The sequence below is a fragment of the Pseudomonas sp. NPDC090208 genome, from assembly GCF_044746785.1.
Classification (GTDB): domain Bacteria; phylum Pseudomonadota; class Gammaproteobacteria; order Pseudomonadales; family Pseudomonadaceae; genus Aquipseudomonas.
Genome location: NZ_JBIVCU010000016.1, coordinates 22,116 through 42,475, shown reverse-complemented (window position 1 = coordinate 42,475; position 20,360 = coordinate 22,116). Strand labels below are relative to the sequence as shown.

General features: G+C 62.4%; 15 protein-coding genes and 1 pseudogene. 11 read left to right on the top strand and 5 right to left on the bottom strand.

Annotated features, from left to right (window positions below; translation table 11 throughout):
* Nucleotides 1–50: 50 nt before the first annotated feature.
* From ACIPL0_RS23585 to ACIPL0_RS23570, 4 genes are all read left to right on the top strand, one after another.
* Complete coding sequence (locus ACIPL0_RS23585; protein ID WP_400601246.1) at nucleotides 51–326, top strand: DUF1652 domain-containing protein; 276 nt, start codon at nucleotides 51–53, stop codon at nucleotides 324–326.
* A 260-nt stretch (nucleotides 327–586) separates the two neighbouring features.
* Entirely contained in the window at nucleotides 587–2,809 is a 2,223-nt protein-coding gene (locus ACIPL0_RS23580) for an ATP-binding protein (protein ID WP_400601409.1), read from the top strand.
* A 21-nt stretch (nucleotides 2,810–2,830) separates the two neighbouring features.
* Nucleotides 2,831–3,289, top strand: coding sequence for a response regulator (locus ACIPL0_RS23575; protein WP_400601244.1), 459 nt, complete (start codon nucleotides 2,831–2,833; stop codon nucleotides 3,287–3,289).
* Between the two features lie 68 nt (nucleotides 3,290–3,357).
* The gene (locus tag ACIPL0_RS23570) at nucleotides 3,358–5,742 is read left to right on the top strand and encodes a response regulator (RefSeq protein ID WP_400601242.1); all 2,385 of its coding nucleotides are present in this window, start codon (nucleotides 3,358–3,360) and stop codon (nucleotides 5,740–5,742) included.
* A 193-nt stretch (nucleotides 5,743–5,935) separates the two neighbouring features.
* Here ACIPL0_RS23570 and ACIPL0_RS23565 read toward each other — a convergent pair whose 3' ends face one another.
* Both ACIPL0_RS23565 and ACIPL0_RS23560 read right to left on the bottom strand, forming a co-directional pair.
* Nucleotides 5,936–6,274 carry an FKBP-type peptidyl-prolyl cis-trans isomerase gene (locus ACIPL0_RS23565; RefSeq protein WP_400601240.1) on the bottom strand — a complete coding sequence of 113 codons (339 nt, stop codon included), beginning with the start codon at nucleotides 6,272–6,274 and terminating at the stop codon, nucleotides 5,936–5,938.
* 137 nt (nucleotides 6,275–6,411) lie between these two features.
* Nucleotides 6,412–7,995 carry an aldehyde dehydrogenase (NADP(+)) gene (locus ACIPL0_RS23560; protein WP_400601238.1) on the bottom strand — a complete coding sequence of 528 codons (1,584 nt, stop codon included), beginning with the start codon at nucleotides 7,993–7,995 and terminating at the stop codon, nucleotides 6,412–6,414.
* A gap of 277 nt (nucleotides 7,996–8,272) precedes the next feature.
* On the opposite strand from ACIPL0_RS23560, the gene ACIPL0_RS23555 reads away from it, so the two are divergent.
* Nucleotides 8,273–8,695 carry a carboxymuconolactone decarboxylase family protein gene (locus ACIPL0_RS23555; protein WP_400601236.1) on the top strand — a complete coding sequence of 141 codons (423 nt, stop codon included), beginning with the start codon at nucleotides 8,273–8,275 and terminating at the stop codon, nucleotides 8,693–8,695.
* 774 nt (nucleotides 8,696–9,469) lie between these two features.
* Here ACIPL0_RS23555 and ACIPL0_RS23550 read toward each other — a convergent pair.
* A pseudogene (locus ACIPL0_RS23550) lies at nucleotides 9,470–9,631 on the bottom strand (PLP-dependent aminotransferase family protein); the annotation flags it as partial.
* 671 nt (nucleotides 9,632–10,302) lie between these two features.
* Entirely contained in the window at nucleotides 10,303–11,736 is a 1,434-nt protein-coding gene (locus ACIPL0_RS23545; protein WP_400601234.1) for a PLP-dependent aminotransferase family protein, read from the bottom strand.
* A gap of 196 nt (nucleotides 11,737–11,932) precedes the next feature.
* Here ACIPL0_RS23545 and ACIPL0_RS23540 point away from each other — a divergent pair, with 196 nt between their 5' ends.
* The 3 genes from ACIPL0_RS23540 (at nucleotide 11,933) to ACIPL0_RS23530 (ending at nucleotide 13,818) form a co-directional block, all read left to right on the top strand.
* Entirely contained in the window at nucleotides 11,933–12,373 is a 441-nt protein-coding gene (locus ACIPL0_RS23540) for a carboxymuconolactone decarboxylase family protein (RefSeq protein ID WP_400601232.1), read from the top strand.
* Nucleotides 12,374–12,640: 267 nt separating this feature from the next.
* Nucleotides 12,641–13,276 carry a LysE family translocator gene (locus ACIPL0_RS23535; protein WP_400601230.1) on the top strand — a complete coding sequence of 212 codons (636 nt, stop codon included), beginning with the start codon at nucleotides 12,641–12,643 and terminating at the stop codon, nucleotides 13,274–13,276.
* 53 nt (nucleotides 13,277–13,329) lie between these two features.
* Nucleotides 13,330–13,818, top strand: coding sequence for a GNAT family N-acetyltransferase (locus ACIPL0_RS23530; protein WP_400601228.1), 489 nt, complete (start codon nucleotides 13,330–13,332; stop codon nucleotides 13,816–13,818).
* Nucleotides 13,819–13,829: 11 nt separating this feature from the next.
* Here the strand turns inward: ACIPL0_RS23530 and ACIPL0_RS23525 are convergent, their stop codons facing one another.
* A complete protein-coding gene (locus tag ACIPL0_RS23525) occupies nucleotides 13,830–14,111 on the bottom strand; it encodes a hypothetical protein (RefSeq protein WP_400601226.1) in 282 nt (93 codons plus the stop codon).
* A 735-nt stretch (nucleotides 14,112–14,846) separates the two neighbouring features.
* Here ACIPL0_RS23525 and ACIPL0_RS23520 point away from each other — a divergent pair.
* Genes ACIPL0_RS23520 through ACIPL0_RS23510 form a run of 3 tightly spaced genes read left to right on the top strand, consistent with a single transcriptional unit; the run spans nucleotide 14,847 to nucleotide 18,727 of the window.
* On the top strand, nucleotides 14,847–15,566 hold the full coding sequence (locus ACIPL0_RS23520; protein ID WP_400601224.1) for a gluconate 2-dehydrogenase subunit 3 family protein: 720 nt from the start codon (nucleotides 14,847–14,849) through the stop codon (nucleotides 15,564–15,566).
* 36 nt (nucleotides 15,567–15,602) lie between these two features.
* On the top strand, nucleotides 15,603–17,372 hold the full coding sequence (locus tag ACIPL0_RS23515) for a GMC family oxidoreductase (RefSeq protein WP_400601222.1): 1,770 nt from the start codon (nucleotides 15,603–15,605) through the stop codon (nucleotides 17,370–17,372).
* An 11-nt stretch (nucleotides 17,373–17,383) separates the two neighbouring features.
* A complete protein-coding gene (locus ACIPL0_RS23510) occupies nucleotides 17,384–18,727 on the top strand; it encodes a c-type cytochrome (protein WP_400601221.1) in 1,344 nt (447 codons plus the stop codon).
* Nucleotides 18,728–20,360: the final 1,633 nt, after the last annotated feature.

Sequence of the window (20,360 nt, the reverse complement as noted above, 5' to 3'; positions counted from 1 at the left end):
CGTCGGCGGCAGAGGTGCGTCCGCGACCGATCAATCAGGGAGGAATGAGCATGCTGTTTACCCCCGAACTGCGCAGGACGCTGGAATGCAGCTTTTTACCCTTGGCCTGTGAATGCACGCCGTTACCGGACGGCGCATTGATGGTGAAGGTGTTCGACCGCGATACCGGCGAGGTGGCGATGCTGTTGAACAACGTATCGATCGCCCATTTGAACACTACCCGCGCGGTGGCGGAGCTGGTGGCCGAGCTGCGTTACGACCTGCGCACCGGCGGCGTACCGTTCGGTTCGCCGCTGCCGCACAAGCTGGCCGCAGGGCAGGGGTGAAACCTTTCGGGTCGTATGATGTCAGCTTGACAGTAACGGCGAGTCGGTGTCTGCTGCGCGACCCGCCAGAATAAAGCGGTGCGTATATCGCGTTCCGGAACTCTGCAGGGGCGGCCATGTTCTGAACCTGGAGAGCCGCCGGTTCACCCGCCCGACTCATTCACTGCCAGGTTGTCGGGGCATTTGCCGTAGACGGCACCGCGTCCCAAGGAGATCCGGATTTGACGCTGAACATCGATCAGGAAAGCCTCTCAAGCGCGATGGACACCTGCGCCCGTGAGCCGATCCGGATTCCCGGCAGCATCCAGCCCCAAGGCTTCCTGCTGGTGATCGATGAAGCGGCCGGCACGCTGATCCAGGTCAGCGCCAATGTGATCGACTGGCTCGGTCTGACACCTCAAGCCCTTTTGGGGCGCATCCTCGACAGCGTGTTCGCCGACAGCCAGCGCCTGCTTGAGCGTCTGGCGGCGTTGCCCGCCGACGACCAGAACCCGTTCCATGTCGGCGATGTGCGCTTTCTTGAAGGCAGCCGCGCTGGCGTGCCGATGGCCATGATGGTGCACCGCCATGACCGCGTGCTAATCGCTGAATTCGAACCGGCCAGCGACATGGAATCGGCCTACGGCAACGTCTACCCGCTGATGCGCACCTTCATCGGTCAGATGACCGAGGACGAAAGCATCGAGGCGCTCTGTCAGCGCTCGGTGGAAGAAGTCTGCCGCATCACCGGTTTCGGCCGGGTCAAGGCTTACCGCTTCGACGCCGACGGCCATGGTCTGGTCAATGCCGAAATCGCCAGCGAAGGCTATCCGAGTTATCTGGGCCTGAGTTTTCCGGCGTCAGACATTCCTGCCCAGGCCCGGGCGTTGTACCTGGCCAACCGTATCCGCGTCATCGAGGATGCCGGCTATCAGCCGTCGCCACTGGTGCCCGTCGACAATCCGCTGACCGGCCAGCCGCTGGACCTGAGTTTCGCCACTCTGCGCAGCGTCTCGCCAGTGCACCTGCAGTACATGCGCAACATGCAGACGCTGGCGTCGATGTCGATTTCCATCGTCGTGCGCGGCCAGTTGTGGGGGCTGATTTCCTGCCACCACGCGACCCCGCGTCCGGTGAGCTTCCAGACCCGCACCGCCTGCGAACTGCTCGGCAGCGTGGTCTCGCTGCAGATCGAAACCAAGGAAGCCCAGGCACGCACCCGGCGCATGCTCAGCCTGCGCCGGCAGATCGTGCAGATGCTGGCCGCCATGGCCGATCTGGACAGCGTGATCGGCGGCCTGCGTTCGATGCCGGACGTGTTGCTGGCGTTTGTCGAAGCCAGTGGTGCCGCAGTGATTTCCGGCGACAACATCGAGCGTTATGGCGCGACCCCAGAACCCGAAGCGCTGCGTGCCCTCAGCGAATGGCTGAGCCAGCGCGACAGTCATGAGGTGTTCCAGACCGACAACGTCAGCCGCGACATCGCCCATTTGCCGCAACTCGCTACCTCAGTCAGCGGCGTGCTGGCGATGGCCATTTCCGAGCTGCACTCCAATTTCATCGTCTGGTTCCGCCCCGAGCAGGCGCGAGTGGTCAACTGGGCCGGCAAACCCGAAAAAACGCTGAGCCCGGGCGGCGCACTGACGCCGCGTCACAGCTTCGACCTGTGGCAGGAAGAAGTGCGCGGTTTTTCCCGACCCTGGGACGACCTCGACACCGAGGGCGTGATCGAACTGCGCGCCGCCGTGCTCGGTATCGTTCTGCGCAAGGCCGAGGAAATGGCCGCGCTGGCCGAAGAGCTGAAAAAGTCCAACAAGGAACTCGAAGCCTTCTCCTACAGCGTGTCCCATGATCTGCGCGCACCGCTGCGACACATCGCCGGCTACGCCGAGCTGCTGGGCGACAGCGAGGGCAACAAGCTGTCCGACCGTGGTGTGCGCTTTCTGGAGAACATCGGCGAATCGGCACGTTTTGCCGGCACTCTGGTGGACAACCTGCTGAGTTTCTCGCAGATGGGGCGCTCGGCGATGCGTTATTCGGAGGTCGACCTCAACGCCATGGTCGAAGCGATCCGCCGCGAGATGCAGCCGGACTACGACGGCCGTGACTTGCAATGGCTGATCCCCGAGCGGCTGCCGGTGGTGATCGCCGACGCCGCCTTCTTGCACCTGGCGATGCGCAATTTGCTGTCCAACGCTATCAAGTACAGCCGCAACGAGGCCCGGGCGGTGATCGAGATCGGCAGCCGCGAAGAAGACAAACGCATCGTGGTGTCGATCCGTGACAATGGCGTCGGTTTCGACATGCAATACGCCGGCAAGCTGTTCGGCGTGTTCCAGCGCCTGCACCGCATGGAGGAATTCGAAGGCACCGGCATCGGTCTGGCCAGCGTGCGCCGGATCATCGAACGCCACGACGGCTCGGTCTGGGCTGAAGGCGAGCCGGGGCAGGGAGCCACTTTTTATTTTGCGCTGCCCAAGCGCAGTCTCACCGTAACCCTTTGAGTGTCCGAGGAGACGCCCAAAATGCTTAAACCCATTCTTCTGGTCGAAGACAATCCCAACGATGTCGAACTGACCCTGGTCGCCCTTGAGCGCAGCCAGTTGGCCAACGACGTGGTCGTGGTGCGCGACGGCGCCGAAGCACTGGATTACCTGCTGCGCCGCGAACAATATCAGGATCGTCCGCTGGGCAATCCTGCGGTCATGTTGCTGGACCTGAAGTTGCCGAAACTCGATGGCCTGGAAGTGTTGAAAGTGATCCGCGAAACCGCCGAGCTGAGCAGCATTCCGGTGGTGATGCTGACCTCGTCGCGTGAGGAACCCGACCTTGAGCGTGCCTACGCGCTGGGAGTGAACGCTTACGTGGTCAAACCGGTCGAATTCAAGGAATTCGTCACGGCCATCTCCGATCTCGGCGTGTTCTGGGCTGTACTCAACGAACCCCCACCGGGTTCGCTGCGGCTGACACGTCGCCCGAGCTGATGCCCCCCTGACCGGCGCGCTGCCTTGAACAGTCCGCGTCGGTTCCATTGCCACTGTCGACCTCGTCCATGCCATTTTCGTCGCTGCTCAAAATACTGCTGGTTGAAGACAGTTCGCTGGATGCCGAGCTGACCCTGCTCACCCTGGAAGGCGCCGGTCTGCGGATCGAAGCCACGCTGGTCTATAACCACCGGGAAGTGGAGCGTGAGCTGCTGGACAAGCGCTTCGATCTGATCCTCAGCGACTACCTGCTGCCGGGCTCCTCTGGTGCCGAGGTGCTGGAGTGCGCGCTGCGGCTGGCGCCGCAGGTTCCGTTCATTTTCCTGTCCGGCATTTTCGGCGAGCAGCACGCCGTCGAGATGATGCGCATGGGCGCCATCGACTACGTGCTCAAACAGAACCTGAAGATGCTGCCCAAGGCGGTCATCAGGGCGATCTCCGAGGTGCGCGAGCGGGAAAAGCGCGTGCGCGCCGAGCGCACCCTGCAGGATGCCGAAGTGCGTGCGCACCTGGCCATCGATGCCGCCGACATGGGCGTGTGGACCTACGACCCGCGCACCGACACGCTGATCTGGGACGAGCGCTGCAAGGCGCTGTACGGATTGGTGGCCGATGCCGAGGTCGACATGGCGTTCATGTTCGAGCACTGCCACCCGGAAGACCGGGCGCTGTTGCAGAGCAAAGTGGCCGCGGCACTGGCTGCCGACACCGGCTTTCAGATCGAGCACCGCCTGTTGCTGGAGGGCGTGGGCGAGCGCTGGGTGTTTTCCAACGGCCGTTCGCTGTTTGAAGACGGTCAGTGCATCCGCTTCACCGGGGTCATGCAGGACATCAGCGAGCGCAAGCGTGCCACGCAGGCATTGCACCAGCTCAACGACATCCTCAGCGAACGGGTGGTGCAACGGACCCGCGAGCGTGACCGGACCTGGGAGCTGTCGCGGGAACTGCTCGGTGTGCTGCGTTTCGACCTGACCCCCATCGCCCTGAATCCGGCCTGGGAAGCGACGCTGGGCTGGGCGCGCAGCGAATTCAACGGCCAGCGCCTGCGCGAGCTGGTTCATCCTGACGATCTGGAGGCCACCCTGCGTGAAGCCGCGAGCATCGCTCAGGGCAACGTCACCACCCGTTTCATCAACCGCATGCGTCATGCCGACGGCGGCTATCGCTGGCTGTCGTGGACCATCGTGCCCGACGAAGGAATGATGTACGCCGCAGTGCGCGATATCAGCAGCGAGCGGGCGGTGATGGATGAGCTGGCGGCGACCAACAAGCGCCTGCGTGAGCAGATCCGCGAACGCCAGCAGGTCGAAGCAGCCTTGCAGCAGATGCAGCGGCTGGAGGTGGTCGGCCAGCTCACCGCCGGGGTGGCCCATGACTTCAACAACCTGCTGACGGTGATCCTGACCAGCGCCAACTTCCTCTCGCGGGATCTGGAAAAAGGCGTGTTCACCAAATCCCCGCAGCGCCTGCAGAACATTCGCGAGGCCGGCGAGCGTGGCGCCAAGCTGACCAGTCAGCTGCTGTCGTTTTCCCGCCGGCAGCGCCTTGAACCGGTGGCATTGAACCTCAACGACACCATCAACGGCATGCGCGAGCTGTTGGGGCGTGCCTTGGGCGGCAGCGTGTGGGTGGAGGCGGAACTGGCCGAGGATCTGTGGAGTGCGCTGGTCGACCCGACCCAGACCGAGATGATCATCCTCAACCTGGCGATCAACGCCCGCGACGCCATGGCTCAGGGCGGGCAGGTCCATCTGAGCACCTGCAACGAGATCGTCTACCGTCTGCCGCAACGGCCCGAAGACCCCGACCCCGGCACGTATGTGGTGCTGTCGGTCAGCGATACCGGCTGTGGCATGAGCGACGACGTGCTGGCCAAGGCCTTCGAGCCGTTTTTCACCACCAAGGCGGTGGGCAAGGGTTCAGGTCTGGGTCTGGCTCAGGTGTTCGGTTTCGCCAAGCAGTCGGGGGGCGGGGTGAGCATCGACACGGCGGAAAACGCCGGCACCACGATCAAGGTCTATCTGCCGAGCATCGCCCAGACCGCCATTGCCCCGACCAGTTACTCGGACGTGCCGGGCCATGTCGGCAGCGATGCGCTGCATCGCACCATTTTGCTGGTGGACGACGACGCCAACGTGCGCGCGGTAACGGCGATGATGCTGGCGTCGCTGGGGTATTCGGTGGTCGAGGCGGAAAGCGGCGACGAAGCGTTGAAGAAGATCGAGCCTGTGATCGACCTGATCCTCACCGATTTCGCCATGCCCAACATGACCGGCGCGGAACTGGCCGAGATCGTCCGCCGCGATCACCCGGACCTGCCGATCATGTTCATCACCGGATTCGCCGACATCGACATTCTCGATGTCGACCAGCAATTGATCGTGCAAAAGCCGTACAAGGAAGAAGAACTGGCGCACAAGCTGGCGCGGGTGCTGGCGGAGAAGGTTGTTTAGCCGGGCGGATGACGCATATCCCTGTAGGAGCTGGCTTGTCCTGCGACCGGCTGCGAAGCAGTCGTCAATACTGACAACCATGCAATCCTGACACACCGCGTTTACCGGTTTTGCTGCCGGTTCCCGGCAGGTCGCAGGACAAGCCAGATCCTACAGTGGTCGCGGGATTCTCGGTGAGGGCGTTGCGCCCCGATCAATCATCCCGCGTCAGCACTTCCAGCAGCTCGATCTCGAAAATCAGGTTCGAATTCGGGGTGATCGCCCCCATGGAGCGCTCGCCGTAGGCCAGGTGCGCCGGCACCAGCAATTTGCGCTTGCCGCCGACTTTCATGCCCATCAGGCCTTGATCCCATCCCTTGATGACGCGCCCGGTGCCGATCACGCACTGGAACGGTTTGCCGCGGCTCCAGGAGGAGTCGAACACGGTGCCATCTTCCAGCGTGCCAGTGTACTGGGTGGTGATCAGCGCGCCCTTGACCGCCGCCTTGCCGGTGCCTTCTTCAAGGTCGATGATCTGTAATTCGTCGTTCATGGTGTCGGTTCCGTGGAAACATAAGCAGGCAGCGATGCTAAAGGCCGGCGCCAGTGCTGGCAATGCCGACCGACAGGCAAAAAAACGGCGCGCCCTGTAGAGGGCGCGCCGTTTTCGTTCAGTGGATCAGGCGGTCATCAAGCGATGACGTCGCTGCTCCACTCGCCGTTGACCAGGCGCTTGAGGCCCAGCGGGTTGGCGTTTTGCAGCGCGGCCGGCAGCAGGCTGTCCGGGTAGTTCTGGTAGCAGACCGGGCGCAGGAAGCGGTCGATCGCCAGGGTGCCGACGGAGGTGCCGCGGGCGTCGGAGGTCGCCGGGTACGGGCCGCCGTGGACCATCGCGTCGCAGACTTCGACGCCGGTCGGGTAGCCGTTGACCAGAATGCGACCGACTTTCTCTTCCAGCACCGGTACCAGCCACTGGTATTTCTGCAGGTCGGCGGTTTCTCCGATCAGCGTGGCGGTCAGCTGGCCGCGCAGGGCTTGCAGGGCCGCTTTCAGCTCGGCGTCGTCGGCCACTTCGATCAGCAGGGTGGTCGGACCGAACACTTCTTCCTGCAGCAGCTCGTCACCGTTGAGCAGCATGCTGACATCAGCCTTGAACAGCTGCGCCTGAGCCTGACGGCCTTCCTGCGGCTTGCCGGCCAGGTGGGTGACGCTCGGGTGTGCCAGCAGTTTCTGCACGCCTTTGCTGTAGCTGCGCAGACCGCCTTCGTTGAGCATGGTTTGCGGCGCCTGGCCACCCATGTGCTCTTGCAGCTGCTCGGTGAACGCGGTCAGGGCAGGGGAACGAATGCCGATGACCACGCCCGGGTTGGTGCAGAATTGACCGGCACCCATGACCACGGAAGCGGCCAGTTCGCCGGCGATGGCAGCGCCACGGGCCGTCAGTGCGCCTGGCAGCAGGACCACCGGGTTGATGCTGGACATCTCGGCGAAGACCGGGATCGGCTCAGGGCGCGCGGCCGCCAGTTTGCACAGGGCATCGCCGCCGTGCAGCGAACCGGTGAAACCGACCGCCTTGATGGCCGGGTGCTTGACCAGGCCTTCACCGACGCCGCTGCCGAAGATCATGTTGAACACGCCTTTGGGCATGCCGGTTTTTTCTGCAGCGCGAACGATGGCCTGACCGACCAGATCCGCTGTGGCCATGTGGCCGCTGTGGGCCTTGACCACGACCGGGCAGCCTGCCGCCAGGGCCGAGGCGGTGTCGCCGCCAGCGGTGGAGAAGGCCAGCGGGAAGTTGCTGGCGCCGAACACGGCAACCGGGCCGACGCCCAGACGCTGCTGGCGCAGGTCGACGCGTGGCAGCGGCTTGCGATCCGGCAGGGCCAGGTCGATGCGCGCACCGAGGAAGTCGCCGCGACGCAGGACTTTGGCGAACAGGCGCATCTGGCCGCTGGTACGGCCACGCTCGCCCTGGATACGGCCGGCTGGCAGTGCGGTTTCCTGGCAGACCAGTGCGACGAAATCGTCACCCAGGGCATCCAGTTCGTCGGCGATGGCGTCGAGGAATTCGGCACGGCGAGCCGGGCTCAGCTGACGGAATTCGCCGAAAGCTTCTTTGGCAGCCAGGGCTGCGGCTTCGATTTCGCCGTCAGTGGCCTGGTGGAAGGTGTAGGGCAGGGCTTCGCCAGTGGTGGCATCGAGGCTTTTGTGGCGTGCTTCGCCGAGGCCGCTGCGGGCGCCGCCGATGAAGTTCTGGCCGAGAACGTTAGGCATCTGCTTCTCCTGTTATTTTTGGGGCGAATCGGTCAGGCAATGCGCCTGACGTAAAGTTCGGGTGTGTGAAGCGTGGCGACGATAGCCGGAAGGCTTATCGAGTGTTAACAGACATCATACAACTGCATTTTTGCCCCCGCAACCAGCGTTGGCGCCGGGTGACGGACGACGAGTGAACGTGGTGGTAATGGCCACTCGATCTTTCCGGGGATTGGCTATTGGGGGAGGGCTCGCAGCGGGCTACTGTGGCAGCCTGTCTCTTGCCGCGAGTGTCGCCATGCAACCCCGGATGGATTATCAGCAGGCCTCGCCGCTCGCGATCAAGGCCATGCAAGCGCTGGAACAGGCGGTCAACCGCCTGCCGCTGGAGCCGACGCTGGCGGTACTGGTGAAACTGCGCACCTCGCAACTCAACGGCTGCGCGGCGTCGGTGGAGCGCTACACCCGCGAAGCCGATCTGCTTGGCGAGGCGGAACGCAAGCTGTACGGCGTGGCGGTGTGGCGCGACTCGCCATTGTTCAGCGAGCGCGAGCGGGCAGCATTGAACTGGACCGAAGTGGTCACCCGCATCGCCGCCACCCATGCGCCGGACGCCGATTACGCCTGGCTGGCGCAGCACTTCAGCGAAAGCGAACGGGTCGACCTGACCTTGCTGATTTCCACCATCAATAGCTGGAACCGGTTGACGGTGAGCCTTTAGGGAATGCCAGAACAGTTGTCGCAGATGAACATATGACCCAAGTGGGAGGGAGCCCCGCTCGCGAAAGCGGTGGTTCAGACAACACTGTGCCGCCTGACCTGAAGTAATCGCGAGCAGAGCTCCCTCCCACAAAAAGCGGTGGTTAGCTTGCAGGCGTTGTTAGCTTCAGACGTCACCGCCGGCAAGCCGGACTGCTACGAGGTAGCGTCTTGCAGAAATTCTGAAGATCACATCAGACCCGTGGGAGGGAGCTCTGCTCGCGAAAGCGGTGGTTCAGACAACACTGTGCCGCCTGGCCTGAAGTATTCGCGAGCAGAGCTCCCTCCCACAAAATAACGGTGATTGGCTTGCTGATGTTGTTGCCTTGGGGAATGTCGACGCCGGCAAGCCGGACTGCTACGAGGTTGCGTCTTGCAGAGATTCTCAAGATCACATCAGACCCGTGGGAGGGAACTCTGCTCGCGAAAGCGCTGGTTCAGACAACGCTGTGCCGTCTGACTTGACGTATTCGCGAGCAGAGCTCCCGCCCACAAAAAGCGGTGGCCGGCTGGCTGATGTTGTTGCCTTGGAGAATCTCGACGCCGGCAAGCCGGACTGCTGCGAGGTTGCGTCTTGCAGAGATTCTCAAGATCACATCAGACCCGTGGGAGGGAGCTCTGCTCGCGAAAGCGGTGGTTCAGACAACACTGTGCCGCCTGACCTGACGTATTCGCGAGCAGAGCTCCCACCCGCAGGGTTTGTGTCGATCACAGGGGCCACGGCAGGGCCCCATCATCAAGTGATCTGCACCAACACATCCCGCAACCGGTCCAGTGCCGGGTCGATGTCGAGGGTTTCGATGGCGCCAAAGCCCATCATCAACCCGCTACGCGGTTCGGCGTCGCAATAGAAGCCGTCCAGCGGGTACAGACCGATCTCGACCTTGCGTGCCAGTTCGTATTCGCGAGCAGGGCTCCCTCCCACAGAAAAACGGTGGCTTGCTGATGTTGTTGCCTTGGAGAATGTCGACGCCGGCAAGCCGGACTGCTACGAGGTAGCGTCTTGCAGAAATTCTGAAGTTCACATCAGACCCGTGGGAGGGAGCTCTGCTCGCGAAAGCGGTGGTTCAGACAACACCGTGTCGCCTGACCTGAAGTAATCGCGAGCAGAGCTCCCACCCACAAAAAGCGGTGGCCGGCTGGCTGATGTTGTTGCCTTGGAGAATCTCGACGCCGGCAAGCCGGACTGCTGCGAGGTTGCGTCTTGCAGAGATTCTCAAGATCACATCAGACCCGTGGGAGGGAGCTCTGCTCGCGAAAGCGGTGGTTCAGACAACACTGTGCCGCCTGACCTGACGTATTCGCGAGCAGGGCTCCCTCCCACAGAAAAACGGTGGTTGGCTTGCTGATGTTGTTGCCTTGGAGAATGTCGACGCCGGCAAGCCAGACTGCTATGGGGTTGCGCCTTGCAGAGATTCTGCAGATCACATCAGACCCGTGGGAGGGAGCTCTGCTCGCGATGGCGGTGGTTGAGACAACACTGTGCCGCCTGACCTGACGTATTCGCGAGCAGAGCTCCCACCCGCAGGGTTTTGTGTCGATCACAGGGGCCACGGCAGGGCCCCATCATCAAGTGATCTGTACCAACACATCCCGCAACCGGTCCAGCGCCGGGTCGATGTCTAGGGTTTCGATGGCGCCGAAGCCCATCATCAACCCGCTACGCGGTTCGGCGTCGCAATAGAAGCCGTCCAGCGGGTACAGACCGATCTCGACCTTGCGTGCCAGTTCGATCAACAGCGGCAGGTTGACCGGCACCTTGAACATCACTGCCATATGAAACCCCGCCGTCGACGGGATCACTTCCAGCCACGGCGCCAGGTCGCCGGCCAGCCGGCTGAGAATGCGTTCGCGGCGGCCGGCGTAAATGCCGTGGCAGCGGCGGATGTGCTTGTTCAGCAAGCCCTCGTTGATGAACTTGGTCAGCGCCCATTGCGGCAGGGTGCAGGTGTGCCAGTCGGTCAACTGCTTGGCCTTGATCACCGCTTCGAGAATCGCCTCGGGCAGCACCGCATAGCCCAGGCGCAACTCCGGCAGCAGGGTCTTGGAAAACGTGCCGACATAAGCCACCACGCCAAACTGATCCATGCTCTGCAGCGAATCGGTCGGCCGGCCTTCGTAGCGGAATTCGCTGTCGTAGTCGTCCTCGATGATGATCGCGCCGATGCTGCGCGCCTTCTCCAGCAACGCTTCGCGTCGCGCCGGGCTCATCGGCATGCCCAAGGGCATCTGGTGTGACGGCGTGACATAGATGGCGTGGGCATCATCGGGAATCTGCTCGACGACGATGCCTTCGCTGTCCACCGGCACGCTGACGACGTTGGCGCCCTGGGCAGCAAACAGCAGGCGGGCAGGGGTGTAGCCCGGATCTTCCATGGCCACGGTGCTGCCCGGTTCGAGCAACACGCGAGCGATCAGGTCCAGCGCCTGCTGGGCGCCGTTGCACACCAGCACGTCGTCGGCGGTGCATTTCACCCCACGGGCAAAGGCGATGTGCCCGGCAATCGCGCTGCGCAACGCCGGCAACCCTTCCGGCTGACTGTAGAAACCCCGGGCGCTGGACATCTGCCGCAGCGCGTACTGGGTGCAGCGGCGCCATTCGTCATGGGGAAACTGCGTCTTGGCGGTGGCGCCGCCGATAAAGTCGCAGCGCAACGTGCCTTCCAGCGTCGGGTGGCGCAGGGGCAGGGAAATGGCCTGCCACTTTTTCACCACGCTGAGGCTGGCCAGGTCTGAAGTGATCTGTCGGCGCTGGGTCGGCGCGCTGAGGGTGTTGACGAAGGTGCCGCTGCCGATCTTGCCGACCAGATAGTTTTCATAGGTCAGGCGGCTGTAGGTGTCGGAGATGGTCTTGCGCGAAAGGCCCAGTTGCGCGGCCAGCAGCCGGCTGGGCGGCAGTTGCACGCCGGCAGCCAGGCGCCCGGACTCGATGCTGTCGCGCAATTGTTCATAGAGCTGATTCGCCAGATCCTTGCGGCCCTGAATGACGATATGAAGTTCCACGAACCGTTCTCCGCGCAAGCATGATCGGGGATTCTAGTCAGGGCTCCGGCAAGTGGTATAGCTGCACTGCAAAAAAAGCCGGAATTGGTCTATTCGCCGATTGGTCCGGGGAAAATTCCCGGGATTGGCGGTGTCCGTCAGGCTGATGAGGGCTTAGGGTGAAGCGTCAGAAATCGCCCTGTGAAAGGTCATCGCCGTGGAACCGCGCCTGGATTACTACACCGCTTCGCCCGATGCCCTGAAGGCGATCATGCTGCTGGAGGCGGCCAACTTCGACCTGTGTGTCGAACGCAGCCTGATGGAGTTGATCAAGCTGCGGGTTTCCCAGCTCAACGACTGCGCGTTCTGCGCCGACATGCACGCCACCGAGGCGCGCAAGAACGGCGAAAGCGCGCGCCGCCTGCACGCCCTGGTGGTGTGGCGTCATTCCGCGCTGTTCAGCGAACGCGAGCGCGCCGCGCTGGCCTGGTGCGACGCCGTGACGCTGCTGGATCGCCCCCACGAGTCGGACGTGCTGTATGCGCAGTTATGTGAACAGTTCAGCGGGCGCGAAGTGGTCGACCTGACCGTCGGTATCGCCACCATCAACTGCTGGAACCGCATCGCCGTGAGTTTTCGCAAGCAGCCGAATGTATAAGCGCACGCTGCCTCTGATTCTGGCCGAAGGCCGTGGGAGGGAGCTCTGCTCGCGATAGCATCCGTTCAGCCCCGACAAGGGAGACTGACACACCGCTATCGCGAGCAGAGTTCCCTCCCACAGGTCCATACCGCCAATTTGCTCCTACGCAATGCCCCAGCCTCTCGACAACCCAGCCTTGATTTCCCCGAATCTGCACATTCCCGTTATCCTGCGCGCTGTTTTTTTCAATAGCCCCTCAAAACAGCTAGCAATGGATTTGAATCAATGGAGTTCACCAGCGGTTTTCTGCTGAGTCTTTCTTTGTGCCTGGACATCGGTGTGGCCAACATCGCCATGATCACCTTGGCGATGCAGCGGGGTTATCTGCAAGGTTTCTGGCTGGGGCTGGGTACTTGTTTCGGCGACCTGTTCTACGCGGTGCTGGCGCTGGCCGGCATGACCGTACTCCTGCAATACGAATGGGTGCGCTGGGCGCTGTGGCTCGGTGGCTCGCTGTTGCTGATCGGCTTTGCGGTGAAGATGGTCCTCTCGGCGGTGGGTAGCCACGGCGGTCTGGCACTGGCCGGCGATGCCGATAACCGCTCGGGCCTGCGCGAGTTTTCCCGCGGCGTGTTCCTCGCCGTGTCGTCGCCCACCGCGATCCTCTGGTTCGCCGCTGTCGGCGGTACGCTGATCTCCCGCGCAGGCGGCCATGGCAACCTGAGCACCGCGTTGTTCCTCTCCGGTTTCTTCAGCGCGGGCGTCGCCTGGTGCGCCTTTATCTGCTTCGCCGCCAGCCACGGTGGACGCTTGCTCGGCGACCGGCTGTTGAAGTATTCCTACTGGGTCTCGGCAGCGATCTTCTGCTATTTCGCGGTGTACGTGATTCTTTCCGGGTATCACGAATTCCTCGGCGCCTGATCGCGCAGCACGACCTGACCACACGATAATCGGCCAAAGGAGAGCCATCGACCATGCACGACATACGCATCGACCGTTACGCACCGGGGGACGAGCAAGGCATCGTGGACTTGATCGTGCCCATCCAGCGCGAAGAATTCGGGATTGCGATCACGGCGCAGGATCAGCCTGACCTGATGCAGATTCCGGCGTTCTACCAGGTCGGCACCGGCGACTTCTGGGTGGCACGCAGTGGCGCCGAGATGGTGGGCACCATCGGTCTCAAGGACATCGGCAACGGCGAAGCGGCGCTGCGGAAAATGTTCGTCGCCCCCGACTGGCGCGGGCGTGAATTCGGCGTGGCCCGGCAGTTGCTCGACAGCCTGATCGAGGCTGCGAAAGCACGTGGCGTGAAGCGGATCTACCTGGGCACCACTGCGAAGTTTCTGGCGGCCCATCGTTTCTACGAGAAGCATGGCTTCGAACTCATCGAGCCAGACAGCCTGCCGGCCAGCTTCCCGCTGATGGTCGTCGATACGCGCTTTTACGCCTTGTCGCTATAACGGTCAGAACGTTACTTGCGGGCTTTCACCTTCACCACCTTCAGTCGTGCGATGGCCAGGTTGTGAAGGTGCTGCCGCACCGCGTCGTGGTGCTCGGCGCTGACGTGGTAACAATCCAGCAGCCCCAGCAGATACCCCTCGGCCATGGCGTGGTATCGAGAAATGCCTTCGCGGGTGTCGCTGGTCTGCAGCTTGCCAATCAGCTCGTCGATGCGGGCAAGATCCTCATTTGAGAACCAGTCTTTTTGCGGCGCCGAGCCTGCATCATCCGACAGTTTTTCATCCAGCCCCATTGAGCCTCCATGTGCTGCAGGGTTGTGGCGAAGCAGACCCGGAGCGTATTTCCGCCGACTGGCGGGGGAGAGTCTGCATATCCAGTTTCAACAAGTTGATGGCGTTCAAATACCACGAAGACAGCCGCGAGTCACCGCGCTGTAGCCGCGTTCGGCGGTGGCTTTCCGCCCGATCGAAACCTTGCTTGTATGACAGGTTTGATTGATTGCTCTGCTGTCGCTATAGCTGGCAGACAATCGAATATTTAAAAAATACCAAAAAAACCTTTGCCTACAACATGTTGCTATGGTGTGACACTTTTACCTCTTGACACATAGCAGGCTAACAACGGTTACATTTCAAAATACTTCTGATAACATGTCATACAACCCGTGATAAGCAAGTGATCGTTCGTATCACCACGCAATGTCGCGTCGGTTCGCACACGCGAACCGGCCGCCTCGATCGCACACAACGACAATCAGAGCAGACGTTCAGCCTGCCAGCCCCCGACTGAAACCACCCTTGCCAGCACTCCGATGACGGACGGCTGCCTCCTTCGTTCGTGCCATTGGAACGGGGTTGGCGAAGCTTTGCCCGCGAAAAGGCGAGGCGGGTGGGTGTCTGCCTGAAAGGTGACGTGCCGCCGTTGCGGTCACGTGGGCGGTTATCCGTGTCTGCACAGGATCGACGGCGCCGACGGCGCATTGCCCTTGTCCGGGACTTTCTTGTGAGCAGTCATAGGTGGCCTGTACATGTTGTTATCGAAACCCACATCCCGGCGGAAGTTTCTGCTGTCCTCGCTGATTGCGTTGCCCGCGCTCGGTGTGACCGTCAAGGGGCTGAGCGCGGCGGCGGCTGCCGAGATGATCGCGCCAGACCTGTTGAGCTACGCGCCGACCTTTTTCAGCCCGGCTGAATGGGCCTTCATCATGGCTGCCTGCGATCAGTTGATTCCTGCCGGCGGCAAGGCCCCCGGCGCGCTGGAAACCAACGTGCCGGTGTTCATGGACCAGCAACTGGCCGGTGACCTGGGCAGCGAGATCTATCTGGAGGGCCCGTTCGATCTCAACGCTCCAAAGACCCTCGGCTACCAGATTCCCTATGTGCCGCAGCAGATTTACCGCAAGGGCATCGCTGCGGTGAACGCCTGGTGCCAGAGCGCGCACCACGGCAACTTCGCCGCGCTGGACAGCAGCACCCGCATCGAGGTGTTGAAGAAAGTCCAGGCCGGCGACATCGACTTCAAGGCCTTCGGCGAAGACATCCTGCAATCGAAGGTGTTTTTCCACGAAATGCTCTCGCTGGCCCAACAGGGCTACCTCGCCGACCCGATCTACGGCGGCAACAAGGGCATGAAAGCGTGGATCGCCATCGGCTTCCCCGGCGCCCGCGCCAGCTATCTGGAATGGGTCGCGCAGCACAACGTGCCGTACCCGCTCGGTCCGGTCAGCCTCAACGGCAGCCGCGGCTAACCCTCATTCGTCACCCGAATTCATTCAAGGTTTTATATGTCAGACATTACCAATGACGAAGTCGACGTTGTCGTCGTCGGCCTGGGCTGGGCCGGCTCGCTGATGAGCATTGAGCTCGCCCAGGCGGGTTTGAAAGTCCGTGCGCTGGAGCGCGGTGAAGATCGCGTCAACGCCGATTTCGCCTACCCGAAACCGGCCGACCAGTACGCCTACGGCGTGCGCAACAAGATCATGGTCACGCCCAAGGACGGCGCGCTGACCGTGCGTCACGACCTGAAAAGCACGGCGCTGCCGACCCGCAAGTGGGGCGCGTTCGTGCCCGGCACCGGCGTTGGCGGTTCGGGCCTGCACTGGACCGGCGTGCTGATCCGTCCGACCCCGACCGACATCAAGCTCAAGACCTACGCCGACCAGGCCTATGCGCCGGGCATTCTGGGCGAGGGCATGCAGATTCAGGATTACCCGTTCACGTGGGAAGAAATCGAACCCTACATGGACAAGTTCGACAAGATCTGCGGCCTGTCGGGCAATACCGGCAACCTCAACGGCCAGATCCTGGTCGGCGGCGACCCGTTCGAGGGGCCGCGCTCCAACCCGTATCCGCTGCCGGCCCTTGAAGACACCCTGAACAACTCGATGTTCGCCGAGGCGGCGCGCAAGCTGGGTTATCACCCGTTCCCCAACCCGTCGGCCAACGTCTCGCGGGCGTGGACCAACCCGTACGGCAACCAGCTCGCGCCGTGCAACTACTGCGGCTACTGCAGCAAATACCCGTGCCTGAACTACTCGAAGGCCTCGCCGCAGACCTGCGTGCTGGACGCGCTCAAGCGCATGGACAATTTCGACTACCGGGTCAACGCCAACGTGCTCAAGGTCGAACTGCATCCCGATGGCAAGACCGCCAAGGGCGTGACCTACGCGGACGCTGACGGCAAGATCGTGTTCCAGCCGGCGAAAATCGTCGTACTGGCGGGCTTCCAGTTCGTCAACGTGCGTCTGATGCTGCTCTCCGGCATCGGCAAACCGTACGACCCGGTCAGCGGCAAAGGCACGGTCGGGCGCAACTACGCGTTCCTCAGCAACGGCGGCGCCACGCTGTTCTTCAAGGACAAGCACTTCAACCCCTTCGCCACCGCAGGTGCCACCGGGCAGATGTTCAACGACGTCTCGCCGGGCAACTTCGACGGTCCGTCCCTGGGCTTTATCGGCGGCGCGAAGATCCACAGCTCGCAAGCCACCGGCACGCCGATCGGCACCTCGCTGCCAAGCGGCACGCCGGAGTGGGGCCAGGGCTGGAAAGACGGCATGGCCGACTGGTATGGCCGTTCGATGAAGATCAGCATATCCACCGGCTGCATGTCCTATCGCGATCACTACGTCGACCTCGATCCGACCTACAAGGACCCGTGGGGCCTGCCGTTGCTGCGCATCACCTTCGACTGGAAACAGAACGAGCTGAAGCTGCAACAGCACCTGCGCAAGATCGTCCTGGACATCACCAAGGAGCTGGGTCCGGACAGCTACTCCGAAAGCTTCCTGGCCATGGATTCGCACTGGGACATCACCAAATACGTGTCCACCCACAACGTCGGCGGCGCGGTCATGGGCGACTCGCCGCAGACCAGTGCCCTGAACCGCTACCTGCAGAGCTGGGACGTACACAACGTGTTCGTGCCGGGCGGTAACGCCTTCCCGCAGAACTTCCAGGCCAACCCGACTGCGCTGATCGGCGCACTGACCCTGTTCTCGGCCCAGGCCATCAAGGAACAGTATCTGAAGAACCCGGGCCCGTTGGTGCAGGCGTGAGGAGCGCGAAAATGAAGTTGAATGTCCGTGGTACCCTGCTGGTGCTGGTTGTTCTGGGTGTGGTCGGCGCGCTGGCGGCCTGGCTGTTCAGTGGCGTATTGAACCGTTCGGGCAATGCCGCTGAAGTCATGACTCAGGCGGTCACGCCCGAGTTGATTGCCAAGGGCGAATACCTGGCCCGTGCCGGTGACTGCGTGGCCTGCCACATCGCTCACGGTGGCGGCAAGCCTTTCGCCGGTGGCCTGGGGATCAAGTCGCCGATCGGTACGATCTATTCCACCAACATCAGCCCCGACCGCGAAACCGGCATTGGCGGCTGGACTTACGGCGAGTTCGAACGCGCCGTGCGCCGTGGCGTCGGTCATGACGGCAGCGCGCTGTACCCGGCCATGCCGTTCCCTTCCTACGCCGGCACCACCGATGAAGACACCCAGGCGCTCTACGCCTACTTCATGCACGGTGTCGCGCCGGTCAAACAGGCCAACAAGGCCAATGACATCCCGTGGCCGCTGTCGCTGCGCTGGCCGTTGGCGTACTGGCGCGCGCTGTTCTCGCCATCGCCTGAGGCGGCCGGGGCGTCGATCAAGGCGGCTGCGGTGAACGTCGATCCGCAGATCGCGCGCGGCGCCTATCTGGTGGAAGGGCTGGGCCACTGTGGTTCGTGTCACACGCCACGGGCGCTGACCATGCAGGAGAAAGGCCTCGATGCCTCGTCGCCTGCCTACCTGACTGGCGCCGAGTTGAACGGTTGGGCGGTGCCTGCGCTGCGTGGCGTCAAGCACTGGACTCAGGACGAGATCGTCGATTACCTGGGCAGCGGTCGCAATGACCAGGCTTCGGTGGCGGGCGAGATGACCGACGTGGTCGCCAACAGCACCTCGCACATGACCGATGCCGACCTCAAGGCCATCGCTGCGTACCTCAAATCCCTTGAGGGCGGCCAGCCGGTTTATCAGCATCAGGTGCAACGCAGCGACGCCACCACGCAGAAACTGACGGCGGCGAAGGACCTGAATCTGGGCGAGCGTCTGTATCTGGACAACTGCGGTGCCTGCCACTTCGTTGCCGGCAATGGCGCGCCACGGGTGTTCCCGAAACTGGACGGCGCTTCGGTCGTCAACGCGGACAATCCGACGGCGCTGATTCAGGTGATCCTCGCGGGTACGCAAACCCCGTCGACCGAGCGTTCGCCATCGGTGCTGCCAATGCCGGGCTTCGCCTATCGTCTGGACGATGCCGAGGCGGCGCAGCTGGCGACCTTCCTGCGCCAGGGTTGGTCGAACCATGCCAGTGCGGTGTCTGCTCAGCAGATCAAGGCCGTGCGGGATGACCTCAAGGGTGAGCACGGGCAGTAACCGGGTTCCTGGAGGCGGGCCGTTAAGGTCCGCAGTTCCGTAGCAGCACGGTTTGCCGGCGTTGGCGTTGTTGAGATCGCTGCCGCCGGCAAGCCGGACTGCTACGGGTGGTTTTGCGCTGTATCTGTAGGAGCTGGCTTGCCCTGCGACCGGCGACGAAGTCGTCGTAAAACCTGTGTCCTTGGCTTGTCTGACGCTCCGCCGAGTCTGCTAACGCAGCCTTGTTTCGCCTGACGGCGAGTTACTTGGAAAAGCCCCAAGTAACCAAGGGCTTCTTACCCCGCCATACGGTGCCTCGCCTTGGCTCGGCATGCCCTCACTCCGGCGATGCTCCGTGGGCCCGCCGCGAATGGGCCATCCATGGCCCACGCGGCTCTCGCGACATCCTGTCGCTCGACCCACTCCACATCGCCTGCGTTCGGCCTTCTGGGACGGGGCCCCAAGATCAAAAGCCAGATCAAAAGCCGGCGACACACACTCCCTGTGGGAGCGGGCTCGCCCGCGAAGGCGTCCTTGAGATCGCCATCACCGGCAAGCCGGACTGCTACAGAACAGCGGAACACAATTAATTCCCAGTGGGAGGGAGCTCTGCTCGCGATGGCAGTGGGTCAATCGGCACAGAGTTGTCTGGAATGACGCTATCGCGTGTAGAGCTCCCTCCCATAGCCTTTGGCCAGAAGCAAAGGTTATTCACCGGACGGCTGCGGGTTCTGGCGGCATGCTGAAATTTGCCCGACACCCTGAAAAACGGTGGGAGCGAATGCATTCGCAAGAGGCCTGCACGACCGCACCCAATGTGTTGTCTGAGCCTTCGCATCGCGAATGAATTCGCTCCCACAGTGGATTGTTGTTTGTTCAGGGATGTTGGCTGCATCTGACAACACGCCTTCGCGGGCAGGCCGGGCTGCTACGGACCCGTGAACACCTGCTGCTGTTGATTCTGGCCGCAGGCCGTGGGAGGGATCCGAGTTTACGAGGGTCGCGAAGGCGTGAGTCCAGACAGCCTTGTGTTGACTGATCCACCGCTTTCGCGAGCAGGGCTCCCTCCCACTTTGTTTTGTGGTGTATCCACAATCGCTGTAGCAGTCCGGCTTGCCGGCGGTGGCGATCTTGAGGACGCCTCGCGGGCAAGCCCGCTCCCACAAGGTTTTTGTGTTTCGCCGGCTTTTGATCTTGCTTTGGATTTTGATCTTGCTTTGGATTTTGATCTTGGGGCCCCGTCCCAGAAGGCCGAATGCAGGCGATGCGCAGTGGGCCGAGCGACAGGATGTCGCGAGAGCCGCGTGGGCCATGGATGGCCCATTCGCGGCGGGCCCACGGAGCGTCGCCGGAGTGAGGGAACATCGAGCATCAGCGAGATGCCGTATGGCGGGGTGAAGAGCCCTTGGTTACTTGGGGCTTTTCCAAGTAACTCGCCGTCAGGCGAAACAGGCTGCGTTAGCAGACCAGTAATACGCCAGACACACCGAGGACACAGGTTTTACGACGACTGCGTCGCCGGTCGCAGGGCAAGCCAGCTCCTACAAGGTGCCGCAGGTGAAAACAAGGCTCGTACTCGGGACCGAACGTTTGTGCTCGTCCGCGCTCATAGACAGTAGCAACGGCGTAGACAGGATCGTCCCGGACAGTGCCA

What these genes read in the sequence shown, in the direction of transcription:
- ACIPL0_RS23585 (WP_400601246.1), top strand. Translation starts at nt 51, where the DNA reads ATGCTGTTTACCCCCGAACTGCGCAGGACGCTGGAATGCAGCTTTTTA.
- ACIPL0_RS23580 (WP_400601409.1), top strand. Translation starts at nt 587, where the DNA reads ATGGACACCTGCGCCCGTGAGCCGATCCGGATTCCCGGCAGCATCCAG.
- ACIPL0_RS23575 (WP_400601244.1), top strand. Translation starts at nt 2,831, where the DNA reads ATGCTTAAACCCATTCTTCTGGTCGAAGACAATCCCAACGATGTCGAA.
- ACIPL0_RS23570 (WP_400601242.1), top strand. Translation starts at nt 3,358, where the DNA reads ATGCCATTTTCGTCGCTGCTCAAAATACTGCTGGTTGAAGACAGTTCG.
- ACIPL0_RS23565 (WP_400601240.1), bottom strand. Translation starts at nt 6,274, where the DNA reads ATGAACGACGAATTACAGATCATCGACCTTGAAGAAGGCACCGGCAAG.
- ACIPL0_RS23560 (WP_400601238.1), bottom strand. Translation starts at nt 7,995, where the DNA reads ATGCCTAACGTTCTCGGCCAGAACTTCATCGGCGGCGCCCGCAGCGGC.
- ACIPL0_RS23555 (WP_400601236.1), top strand. Translation starts at nt 8,273, where the DNA reads ATGCAACCCCGGATGGATTATCAGCAGGCCTCGCCGCTCGCGATCAAG.
- ACIPL0_RS23535 (WP_400601230.1), top strand. Translation starts at nt 12,641, where the DNA reads ATGGAGTTCACCAGCGGTTTTCTGCTGAGTCTTTCTTTGTGCCTGGAC.
- ACIPL0_RS23530 (WP_400601228.1), top strand. Translation starts at nt 13,330, where the DNA reads ATGCACGACATACGCATCGACCGTTACGCACCGGGGGACGAGCAAGGC.
- ACIPL0_RS23525 (WP_400601226.1), bottom strand. Translation starts at nt 14,111, where the DNA reads ATGGGGCTGGATGAAAAACTGTCGGATGATGCAGGCTCGGCGCCGCAA.
- ACIPL0_RS23520 (WP_400601224.1), top strand. Translation starts at nt 14,847, where the DNA reads ATGTTGTTATCGAAACCCACATCCCGGCGGAAGTTTCTGCTGTCCTCG.
- ACIPL0_RS23515 (WP_400601222.1), top strand. Translation starts at nt 15,603, where the DNA reads ATGTCAGACATTACCAATGACGAAGTCGACGTTGTCGTCGTCGGCCTG.
- ACIPL0_RS23510 (WP_400601221.1), top strand. Translation starts at nt 17,384, where the DNA reads ATGAAGTTGAATGTCCGTGGTACCCTGCTGGTGCTGGTTGTTCTGGGT.